The organism is Tindallia texcoconensis (genome assembly GCF_055383815.1).
Genome location: NZ_AP042431.1, coordinates 1,714,107 through 1,725,099 on the forward strand (window position 1 = coordinate 1,714,107; position 10,993 = coordinate 1,725,099).

9 protein-coding genes are annotated in these 10,993 nt (G+C 46.1%); 7 read left to right on the forward strand and 2 right to left on the reverse strand.

Annotated features, from left to right (window positions below; genetic code table 11):
• Nucleotides 1-29: 29 nt before the first annotated feature.
• Nucleotides 30-797 carry a VTC domain-containing protein gene (locus ACZ47N_RS07730; protein WP_464885987.1) on the forward strand — a complete coding sequence of 256 codons (768 nt, stop codon included), beginning with the start codon at nt 30-32 and terminating at the stop codon, nt 795-797.
• Between the two features lie 200 nt (nt 798-997).
• Nucleotides 998-1,687, forward strand: a complete 690-nt coding sequence (locus ACZ47N_RS07735; RefSeq protein ID WP_464885988.1) for a DUF4956 domain-containing protein — start codon at nt 998-1,000, stop codon at nt 1,685-1,687.
• 121 nt (nt 1,688-1,808) lie between these two features.
• On the opposite strand, the gene ACZ47N_RS07740 is transcribed toward ACZ47N_RS07735, so the two are convergent.
• Nucleotides 1,809-2,066: a Txe/YoeB family addiction module toxin gene (locus ACZ47N_RS07740; protein ID WP_464885989.1), complete on the reverse strand. Its 258-nt coding sequence runs from the start codon at nt 2,064-2,066 to the stop codon at nt 1,809-1,811.
• Nucleotides 2,059-2,313, reverse strand: a complete 255-nt coding sequence (locus ACZ47N_RS07745) for a type II toxin-antitoxin system Phd/YefM family antitoxin (RefSeq protein WP_093313935.1) — start codon at nt 2,311-2,313, stop codon at nt 2,059-2,061. Before ACZ47N_RS07745 ends, ACZ47N_RS07740 begins: the two co-directional genes overlap by 8 nt.
• Nucleotides 2,314-2,582: 269 nt before the next feature.
• Here ACZ47N_RS07745 and ACZ47N_RS07750 point away from each other — a divergent pair, with 269 nt between their 5' ends.
• From ACZ47N_RS07750 to ACZ47N_RS07770, 5 genes are all read left to right on the forward strand, one after another.
• On the forward strand, nt 2,583-5,204 hold the full coding sequence (locus ACZ47N_RS07750; RefSeq protein ID WP_464885990.1) for a CotH kinase family protein: 2,622 nt from the start codon (nt 2,583-2,585) through the stop codon (nt 5,202-5,204).
• 456 nt (nt 5,205-5,660) lie between these two features.
• Nucleotides 5,661-7,619 carry an S-layer homology domain-containing protein gene (locus tag ACZ47N_RS07755; protein ID WP_464885991.1) on the forward strand — a complete coding sequence of 653 codons (1,959 nt, stop codon included), beginning with the start codon at nt 5,661-5,663 and terminating at the stop codon, nt 7,617-7,619.
• Between the two features lie 114 nt (nt 7,620-7,733).
• Nucleotides 7,734-8,558: a stalk domain-containing protein gene (locus ACZ47N_RS07760; protein ID WP_464885992.1), complete on the forward strand. Its 825-nt coding sequence runs from the start codon at nt 7,734-7,736 to the stop codon at nt 8,556-8,558.
• 77 nt (nt 8,559-8,635) lie between these two features.
• Nucleotides 8,636-9,802 (forward strand): hypothetical protein, encoded by a 1,167-nt coding sequence (locus tag ACZ47N_RS07765; RefSeq protein ID WP_464885993.1) that lies wholly within the window; start codon nt 8,636-8,638, stop codon nt 9,800-9,802.
• A 105-nt stretch (nt 9,803-9,907) separates the two neighbouring features.
• Entirely contained in the window at nt 9,908-10,993 is a 1,086-nt protein-coding gene (locus tag ACZ47N_RS07770) for a stalk domain-containing protein (RefSeq protein ID WP_464885994.1), read from the forward strand.

Below are 10,993 nucleotides of genomic sequence, written 5' to 3' on the forward strand. Positions count from 1 at the left end.
GGAGAGGGTTAGGGAAAGGGGGATACAGCTTGTCCGAGCGTTTTTTCAATCGATATGAATTCAAATACCTAATAAACGAAGAAACCGCTGTGGATTTTCTCCGGCTTATTACCCCTCATATGAAGCGGGATCAATACACGGATGAAAACGCTACCTATCGCATCAGTAGTTTGTATTTTGATACCCGAGAAAACCTATTTCTGGATGAATACCTGCGAGGAGAACGATTCCGCCAAAAACTAAGGTTGCGGGTATACAATAGTCCTAACCTATGGGACACCTGCTTTTTTGAAATAAAGAAAAAATTCTCTAAATACGTCAACAAAAGGCGAGCGAAAATAACCATTGGCGAAGCCTATGCATGGATGCGGGGAGAAAGAACCTTGGAAGAAATGATAAAAATCTTTCCCACAGAAGCCCAGATCCTACGGGAAATCCACTTTTTGATGGAATTATACCAACTGGAATCTCGGGTAGTCATTAGCTATAATCGCCAAGCCTATATGGGTATTTTTGATGAGAATCTGCGAGTCACCTTTGATCGTCAACTCACCAAACGCCATGGCTTGCTAGAGCCCCATCAGCAAGGTGAAGATCGCTTGTACCTCCCAGCGGAAAAAGTCGTACTGGAAGTAAAAACCAATAAAGCCATCCCCATGTGGTTGGCAGGCACCATTTCCGAACTGGAATGCCGAAAGCAAACCTTCTCCAAGTACTCCAACAGTTACCACGCACCGGAAATAAGAGAAAAACAGATGAAAAAGCAGTTGGAAAAGCAGATAAAAGTTAAAAGTTAAGAGTTTACAGTTAAGATCAAGGTCAAAAGAAAAAAGATAATAACCGCGAAGGCCGCAAAATGGGCGCGAAGTTTATTCCTCTCGCCCCTGGCAGGAGCGGGTCAGGGTGAGGGGGAATCCCATGAACTTAATTATCCATTATCAATTGTCAATTATCAATTCCCAAGGCGCATAACGCCTTGGCCAACGGAGGGATCAACATGGAACAACTAACAGAACTACTGCGACTCCACGAAATCGGCGCTCGTGCCACCGCCGTGGAAGTCTTATTCACCATATTCATCTGTTTCGTCTTACAAATGATCATCGGATACACCTACATACGTACCCACAAAGGAAGATTCTATTCCCAAAGCTTTGTCCACACCATGGTCATTGTTGGGGTGGTTATTTCCGTCATTATTATCGTCATCGGCTCCAATATCGCTCGAGCCTTCTCTCTGGCAGGAGCCTTGTCCATTATCCGATTCCGTAGTGCCATACGCGATCCCAGAGACGTGGCCTTTATCTTCTTCTCCATGGGCGTAGGACTGGCCTGCGGCTCCGGACTTTTTACAGCGGCGGCCCTATTAACCGTATTGCTTAGTTTAGTGATTTTCATTCTGGAAGCCACGGATTTCGGGAGACGGGAAGACAAAGCCAAACTCCTTAAAATCACCATTCCAGAAAACCTGAACTACGAAGGATTATACGACGATGTCTTTCGTAAATTCACCGACGAATTTACCTTCCTTAGCGTCCGCACCACTAGCCTTGGCACCATGTTTGAACTGGTCTACAGCGTAAAAATCAAACGAGGCATCAGCGAGAAAGAAATGTTGGACCAAGTGCGTGCCCGCAACGGAAACCTTAATGTTTCACTGATCTTAGACCAGCAAATGATGGAGTAGAAGAAAAGGCAGTTAAGAGATGAAAAGGCAGTTAGATCAGCTTTTATAAAATATGGAATCTCCCCTGCGGCCTATTAACTTTTAACTCATAACTGCTTTTAAAACTGCTTTTCCATCTGCCCTAATAATGGTCTTTCAGCGAAACAATCACCAGCTGATGCTGATCGATGGTATAAACCATCCGATGCTCTTCGTTGATACGACGACTCCAATAGCCGCTCAAGTCATGCTTGAGAGCTTCCGGCTTGCCTATACCATCAGCAAGACCTTCCCGCTCAATGCTCTTAATCAGTTTATTGATACGCTTCACTTTGGCAGCATCCTTCTGAAGCCAGTACAAATAATCATTCCATGCGTTGTCGGTAAACAGTTTATTCATGGATTAGTTCCCGCTGGGAAGTTTTTCCCTTTTCGTACTGATCAATGCCATCACGAATTTTTTTGTATCGTTCAGGATGACTGAAAATCCGAAAGTTTTCCATTATATTATTGTACTCAGACTCAGACATTAACACTACGTTTTCACCACGAGACCTGGTAATAATAACCGCTTCAGCATCTTCAACAACCTGGTCGCATACTTCCTTAAAATGACTACGAACTTTCGAACCATTTAATGCAATCATAAGAACACCTCCTAACTTTATTGTACAACATTACGTACGATTGAGCAAGGGAATAGAAAAGCAGGGATTAGGGAATAGAAAAGCAGGGATTAGCAAAGCAGGGATTAGGGATTAGAAAAAGCAGGGGTTAGGGAATAGGAAAGCAGGGGATAAAAGAAAGACTAAAAGCTTTTGAACTGGGTTTTCCTAATCCCTAGCCCCTAGCAGCTAATACCTGATCTGTTGTTTCTGTTTTCCTAACCCCTAACCCCTAAAAAGGAGCAATCTCTATGAAAAACAAATTTCCTATCTTTATATTCTCCCTCATTGCCCTCCTAACCGTGGGCTTTGTTTTGTTTCTACAACCAGCGGCTCCCGTAGAAGGCCTAGTGATTAACGAAGTCATGACCTCCAACGGCGAAACCCTACAGGACGGTCATGGCGACTACCCTAACTGGATTGAAATTTACAACAAAGGCTCCGAAACCATCCAGCTCAATGGAGTTTTTCTTTCCGATAACCAGAACAATTTAACCAAATGGCAATTTCCAAACCGAACCCTCTATCCAGAGTCTCATCTGTTGGTCTTTGCTTCAGAAAAAGAAAGCACATCCAAAGAAGAACTCCACACCAACTTCAGCCTTAGTGCCGGTGGCGACACCCTCTACCTAACAGCGCCAGACGGAGAAACCATTCTGGATCAGGTGGATATTGTTCCCCTGCCCCGTGACGTTTCTTATGGACGCACTGCAGACGGCGCCGATGAATGGGCCTACTTTCAACCAGCAACACCCGGTCATTCCAATGGTCTATCCCAGCCCCTGAAGGCTCAAGTGGAGGCTCCCTCCTTTTCTCATACCACCGGTTTTTATCCGGACACCGTTACCCTGAGCCTGGAAGCCGAAGAAGGAGCCACCATTCACTATACCTTAGATGGCAGTTGGCCCACGGAAAAAGACCCAATTTACAGGGAGCCCTTATCCTTAAACTCGGAAACCCTAGGCCCGGACCATCAGCCAACCCCCTTGAGCTTTGTCCAAACCGCATCAGAGGATCTTTATCCAGCTTGGGGTTATGATCGCTATGTCTATATTCCACCACCAGAGCCCATCACCCGTTATCCAGTGGTAAGAGCCATAGCCCTGAAAGACAGCCATCTGCCCAGTGCCGTAGAAACCCATACCTATTTTATTGGCAACCAAGCCGCAGAGCACCATCTGCCGGTAATCTCTATGGCCATAAATCCAGAAGACTTGATGGACGAGGAAAAGGGCATCTATGTACCTGGCACTATTTTTGACCAATGGCGGAGGGAAAACCCAGAAGAGCCTGTGGTTGGAGATGTTCCCGCCAATTACAATCAACGGGGAAGAGAATGGGAACGGCCAGCCCATATGACCTGGCTCTATCCACCAGAATATAAAGGTAGTCCTGAAGATGTTTATTCACATGTTAAGCAAGATGTTACTGAAACCGTGGGGTCAGAAGAAGTTGATCTTACTAATCCCTACTTTTCCCAAAACATCGGCCTTCGTATCCATGGCGGCTGGACCCGCATGTGGACCGCCAAAAGTTTACGGATCTATGCTCGACGCCACTACGATCCAGAACATTGGCTCCAGTATGAATTCTTCCCGGGCTACACCGGCACCGGAACCCAAGAACCCATAGACGCTTATAAACGTCTGATTCTTAGGACTTCCGGCAACGATTGGTCCATGACAATGTTTCGAGATGCCCTAATTCATGAACTAGTGGCGGATACCAAAGTAGACCGACAAGCCTATCAACCAGTGATCCTCTACCTTAATGGAGAATACTGGGGGGTGCATAACCTGCGAGAAAGGCTTGATCAGTACTATTTCATGTCACACTACGATATCGAGGAAGAAGACATCATTGTCATCAACGAACCCCATCGGGAAGTGGAGCGAGGCAAAGCTTCAGACTTAGACGATTTCGACAAGGACATGCGGGCCATTATGGGCGTAGCCCTTAGTGCAGAAGAACGATACCAACGGGCAGAAGAAGTCATGGATATTCCCACCTGGATCGACTACTTGACCACCAGCCTTTACGGTGGCAATATTGACTGGATCAACAACAACATTCGAATCTGGAGAACCCGCACCAAGGCTTACGACCCAGAGGCTCCCTTTGGACTGGATGGACGTTGGCGATGGATTCTCTTTGATGTAGATTTAGCCTTTGATTTTCAAGGACATGGCTATCAGACCCACAACACAATCCAATGGTTGGAAGAAGAGTCGGAGTTGTTCCATACCCTGATACGAAGCGAAACCTTCCGAAATCAGTTTATACAACGCTACAACGACTTACTAAATACGGTGTATTCAGAAGCATACGTACTGTCCATGATTCAGCAAATGGCCGCCATCTACGAACCAGAGATCCCAAGAATGGTAGACCGATGGCCTAATTTTGAATCCGTGGAAAACTGGCAGGAAGAAGTAGAAGTCTTGAGAGTCTTTGCAGCAGAACGCCCTACCCATGTTCGAAACCACATGGCACAGATGTACAACCTGGGAGAGCCAGTGGAAATAACCGTCGCCCTACCAGATCCATCCGATGGGGACATCACCATCAATAGCCTGGAAGATGTCTCCCTGAGAAAGCAGGCAAATGTCCTTTCTCCTTCGGGCAATGTCCCCTCTCCCCTGGCGGGAGAGGGTCAGGGAGAGGGGGAAATGCATTTCTCTGAAACCTGTCACCTGTCACCTGACACCTGTTTTAAGGGTGTCTATTTCCCTGCCATCCCCATCACCCTGACCGCCCAACCTGCGGAAGGGCGGACCTTCGCCCATTGGGAAGTTGATGGAGAGGCATACAGCACCAAAAAAACCATTACCCTCACACCGGAATCCGGCATGGAGGTTATACCAGTCTTTTAGCAGATGTTGGAAAGGAGACGGAGTAACTTCCGACATTTTTGATCTGGACAGCCTAACTGAGACAGCCACCTTGGTCAGGCACCTTGGAGACGGAGTAACTTCTACTCCAGTTTTTTCGGGGAAAATGAGCTCTGTCCTCATTGTGCCTGGCGTTCACCTATCACCTATAACTTGTTCACCTATAAATTGTTCGCCTATAGCCTGATTGCTTATACCCTATAACTTGTTCACCTATACCCTATAACCTGATTTCCTATACCCTGCTCTCCTGTAATCGGATTGTAAGACACACTGGGTGCCACTCTATGCTATAATAGAGCTATGACCATAGCATAAAAAGATACCCTAAAAAAACAGGTCAAACCACAGCCTAAAGGAACAGGTCAAACCACAGCCTAAAACCCAAAGACACAGCCTAAAATCGAAAAAGAGTAAAAATGTAAAGGGAGGATCTACATGCAAAAAACAAAAATAGCACTTCTGCTAAGCATCGTGATGATTTGTTCCACCATCATCCCGGCCTTCGCTGTAGAGTTTACAGATATCGGAAGCCATTGGGGACGAAGCCATATACAGCGAATGGCAGACAAAGACATTGTCAGCGGATCCGACGATCCAGCTACCGGCCGTCGAGTGTACAAACCCGACGATCCAGTAACCAAAGTAGAAGCCATGGTGATGCTGTACTCCATGCTACGGGAAACCGACCAATTAAGTTCTAAGAATGACCATACCAATCGATACAAAAGCATTATGACCTCAGCTCAAATACCAGAATGGGCCATGCGGCAAGTAGCCTATGCCCTAGAAACCGACATTATTAGCACCACAGCCCTAGCAGGCTTCATGAAGGATGCAGACCCCTATCCAGAACAACAAAGTGCGGCTCGAGAAGATGTAGCCATCTACTTTGGCAAAGCCATGGATACAGACAGTGAAGCCCAGAGCAGTGCTGCCACCTTGAATTTTAAAGATACAGAGCAGATTAGCAGCAATGCCCTGCCCTACGTCAGTCTTTTAGTGGAAAAAGATGTGATTTCAGGGGATACGGAAAACAATTTTAACCCACGTCAAACCATTACCAGAGCCGAGATGGCCGCCCTGATGAGTAAAGCCGTAGAAGCCTTGGAAGAAAATGAACCCATCGTGATACAACTTCCAGACAGAGACAAGGATAAGGATGACGATGACGATGACGATGACGATGACCAAAGAGACAAGGACCGGAATGCTTGGACTCGCAAAGAAGGCGAAATTCAACGAGTGAATACAGACACAGGGTTGATCTACATCACCTTTGAAGACGAAGACGAAGTAGAGCTGTATAAAGTCCAAAGAAATACAGAAATCTTGATTCGAAGCATTGAGCATGACCTTGTTAATCTGAAGCGAGACATGAAAGGTGAGTTTACCATCAACGACAAGGATGAATTGATTCGCATCGATATCGAGCCTCGTCGCAGTCGTTTCACTGGATACCTACGTGTCATCACCGACTTATCCACCCATTATGCCATTGTGGTGGAATCCAGAGGCGATTCAGACAATCGTCGAAGCTTCCGAATCACAGAAGACACAGAAATCCTTATCGATGGAAGCAGCTCCAGAGCCAGCCGGTTGGAAGAAGATGAACTGGTCACCATCGAGTATAACAACTTGGACGTTATCCGCATCGAAAACGATTACGACAAAGGGAAGGAAGACCAAGTAGAAGGAATTCTAGAAGGACCTGTTTCCTTTTCCAGTTATCCGTATACCCTTGAAGTTCGCAAGCTGAACCACAGGACAGAAAAATATGAATTAAAAGACGACCCAACCCTTCGAATAGATGGCCGCCGAGGCTATCTGGAAGACCTTTCTCGCGGGGATATTGTAGAAATGGAATTGGATAAAGATGGATATGTGAAGCGGATTGATGCCATTAGCTTTGATCGGGAAACCTCCTATGAAGGCACCATTCAGCAAATCACCCTGGGCCGAACGGAAACCATCACCATTATGGACGACGATCGGGATGAAAGAACCTTTGAACTGGCAGAAGGGGTAGATGTCTTTATCGACAACGATCGAAGCTCCCTTAGCGACCTACGGGTCAACGCCAAAGTAGAACTGCATCTGGAAGGTGGACGAGTAGTAGAAATTGAAGCAGACCGACTCCCCCGCAGCGATCGTGTCTTATCCGGAATGATTGATCGATTGGATGACCGGCGAGACATCCTGACCTTGGAACATTTAAGTCCCCAGTCAGACCGGTATATTAAAACCTCTGTTTATGTCACCAGAGATACGGATATTATTGGACGGGACAATCGAAGCATCGACTTTACGCGCCTGCGACGGGACGACGAAGTCCTTATTAATGGCCACTATTCCAACAACGACTTTATAGCCGACAGAATCTTTGTCATCGACTAAAGAAAGAAGTATTGTTCATCCCCAGTTCATAAAAATCCTATACTATTTACCAGAATGTAAAGACTGGGCTAAGAAAGCAGTACAACCAAATCCTAAAAACAGGAGGGAATCATGATGAAAGAAAGAATAAAATATGGCGTCACCGGCTTAGCCCTAGGCGTTGCCCTAACCATGTCTGTTACATCCATTTCCGCCATTACGGAAATGATCAACGTCCATCTTCGCCCAGATATTCAATATGTGGTAGATGGAGAGATTCAACCCATGGCTTCCGGATATACCACCTTGGTTCACGAAGGCCGCACCTATGTACCCCTGCGGTATATGACTCAGATCCTAGATGCCGATGTTTTATGGGATGAAATAACCCAACGGGTCCTTATCACCACCCCAGAGCCAGAAATAGTTCCAGAGCCGGAAGAGCCAGAAGAGGAAGAATTGGTGGAAGAGCCGGAAGAGGAAGAAGAAGTAACGGAAGAAGAGGAAGAAGCAGCAGCAGAAGAAGATACAGGACAGCCAGCAGGAAATTATCGTCGCTTGCCTGTGACTCAGTACCATGAAGATTTAGAAGTAACGGTAAACTTAGTCACCCTTCGGGATAAAGATGGCCGTGAATCCGCCAGTCGAGGCCGTGTGGATACCACTCGAGTGTATCTTCGGGTAGAAAATGAAGATCGTACTCCTTATGAGATTCGACAGGGCAAAACAGTAGCCATAGTCGATGGAAAAGAATACAAAACTTCGGATGTAGGGTTCCAACACTATGACACCAAATGGTATAAACATTTGCAAAGAGATGATGTCATCGATGGGTATATTTCTCTTCCAGATATACCAGAAGATTCTAAGGAAATGAGACTCACGATTTTTGCGGAAAAACATGGCGTTAGACCAGAATTAGTAGAAATCGAATTTGACATTGCATTAAACTTAAAATAAGGAAAAACGAGAGCTATTGAAAGAAAAAGACCAATAAACCGAATCTTAATTAATGCTAAGAAGAAGGAGAAGTGCTTATGAAAGCCAAAGGAATAAAAGGGATGATCGTCATGATGCTGCTCATTTCAGTGTTGATGACCTCTGTGCTTCCGGCATGGGCCGAAGAGACCGCCAAAAAGCCACTCACCCTGGAAGAAGCCATCCAAAAATCCGTCAACAACGACATTAGTCTACGGAAACGAGCCAACACCATCGAGCAATTGCAGGAATCACGAAGTAGGCTTCGGGAATATGATCAAGACACCCGTCCTACCATTTCAGATTTAGAAAGTGCACAGACAGATCCACAAGCCGCTAGAGGCGTGATGATCTCCTCTGCCACCAGCAAAAACATCGTCATGAACATTATTCAGACGGATATTAATATCCGATCCATGCGAAACCAGAAAGAAATCGAAGAAGAACGCATTGGGTATATTCTGGAAGCCATGTTTAATGACATTCGAGAAGCAAGAATCAACCAAGAATTACTGGAAGATAGACTCAGCTATATGAACACCCTACAAGCCCAAGAACGCTTGAAAGCCGAAAATGGCATGGCCAGCCGATTTTCCTTTAGTCAGCTGAACCAAGAAGTGGAGCGGACAGAAAAAAACCGAGACCTATTAGCAGAGTCAGAGAGAATCCTTTATGAACAATTGGGGATTATGACAGGCATCCGTGATATCCATGAATACGAAGCCGTGATAGAATTACTAGAGTATCAGCCTGTGGCTGGAACCGCCACCAGCACCTTGGTAAGCCGAGCCGTGGCAGCAGATCCTTATGTGGAAATTGCGGAATTGCAAATTACCAAAGCCGAAACAGACACCAAGTTTTTCACCTATACCGGCTCACCGGCAGACGCTCCTTACAAGGTAAAAGAAATCGAAGTGGATAACGCTATTAAAGAACGGAACAACATTCGAAGAAACCTTCGGGAAGTATTGGAAGAGCGGATCAGCAAGTTGAAACAACTGGAAAAAACCATTGAACAAGGCGAGATGAAGGTAGTGCAATTACAAGAACAACTAGGGGTTTTGGAACTACAGCATGAACTAGGCATGATTATCCGAAACACGATCACGGAAAAAGAACTGGAAATTAAATCAGAGCTAGAAGAACTGGAAAACAAAAAACAACAGCATGCCCTATTAAGAACACAGGTAACGAAACCCTATCTGGTTCCAGAATACATGCAGTAAAGAGGAAGACACTAAAGAAGGAACCCCGGCTATTTCGTCGGGGTTTTTTTAGAAGCCTGTGAATTTCCCATCCAACTTTCCAACCATTGAAAGGAGCGAAAAACAATGAAAAAAGCCTTTGTGATCCTGCTGATAGGAGCCCTCCTATGCACACCCAGAAGCTTTGCCGCCAGCGATAATACCGTCAACTATACCCCTCGTGTGCGAGTGGATCATGTTTTTACAGCAGCGGATGCACCAAAACTTCGTATAGAAGAATCTGCCTTGGGAGATTTTAGAGAAGATGAAAGAGTCCGCCTTCATTTGCAAAATGCCGAGTGGAAAAACATCGATGAAATACCAGGCCATACTCAGGTAAGAGGTTCTGCAACGGAGATCAGCGTCAGCCGAGTCACCAGTACCACCCTTCAGGTCACCCTAAGGAAAGACGAAACCATCAATGAAAAAGCCTTTTATCAAATTCCCTTGTACGCCGAAGCCACGGCTGGTGGGGATGCCACCGTCCGCATCGAAGCATGGACCGGAGGAGCCACAGCAGAAACCCTGACCTTTGCAGGCGTAGTAGGACCAGAAAAAACCGGAATGGATTGGCTCAAAGAAGATATGCCCGGCCACTTTGAAACAGAAGAACCCAAAGAACCAGAAGAGCCAAAAAAACGAGAAGAACCAGAAGAACCAGAGGAACCTGAAATGCCCAAAGCCCCAGAAGCCCCAGAAGAGCCTGAAGAAGAGCCTGAAGAAGAGCCTGAAGAAGAGCCAGAAGAGGTTAAAGAACCCTCCCAAGTTATCTTTACCATTGATGAAACCGGATACCGCAAGGATGGCATCCACTACCCAACAGATGTAGCTCCCTATATCCAGTCTTTGTCTGGCGGAGGGGGGCGTACTATGATGCCTCTTAGCCATGTGGCCCTGGCACTGGGAGCCGAGGAAGTCATCTGGGAGGAATCCACCAGAACCGTCACCGTCCATAAAGGAGAGGACACCCTTCACCTTACCATCGATGAACCGGAGTTACGTTTAAACCAAGAAACCATCCTGATGGATACCCCAGCCGTCATTCAACCTACGGAAGAAGGCCTAGGCCGCACCATGATCCCTGTGGCTCATCTATCCAGAGCCTTGGGAGTAGAATACCAATGGAATTCGGATACCCGTTCCGTTGTTTTTCAACCCCTTTCCTATCACTAA

What these genes read in the sequence shown, in the direction of transcription:
- ACZ47N_RS07740 (WP_464885989.1), bottom strand. Translation starts at nt 2,066, where the DNA reads ATGAATAAACTGTTTACCGACAACGCATGGAATGATTATTTGTACTGG.
- ACZ47N_RS07770 (WP_464885994.1), top strand. Translation starts at nt 9,908, where the DNA reads ATGAAAAAAGCCTTTGTGATCCTGCTGATAGGAGCCCTCCTATGCACA.
- ACZ47N_RS07765 (WP_464885993.1), top strand. Translation starts at nt 8,636, where the DNA reads ATGAAAGCCAAAGGAATAAAAGGGATGATCGTCATGATGCTGCTCATT.
- ACZ47N_RS07750 (WP_464885990.1), top strand. Translation starts at nt 2,583, where the DNA reads ATGAAAAACAAATTTCCTATCTTTATATTCTCCCTCATTGCCCTCCTA.
- ACZ47N_RS07755 (WP_464885991.1), top strand. Translation starts at nt 5,661, where the DNA reads ATGCAAAAAACAAAAATAGCACTTCTGCTAAGCATCGTGATGATTTGT.
- ACZ47N_RS07735 (WP_464885988.1), top strand. Translation starts at nt 998, where the DNA reads ATGGAACAACTAACAGAACTACTGCGACTCCACGAAATCGGCGCTCGT.
- ACZ47N_RS07745 (WP_093313935.1), bottom strand. Translation starts at nt 2,313, where the DNA reads ATGATTGCATTAAATGGTTCGAAAGTTCGTAGTCATTTTAAGGAAGTA.
- ACZ47N_RS07760 (WP_464885992.1), top strand. Translation starts at nt 7,734, where the DNA reads ATGAAAGAAAGAATAAAATATGGCGTCACCGGCTTAGCCCTAGGCGTT.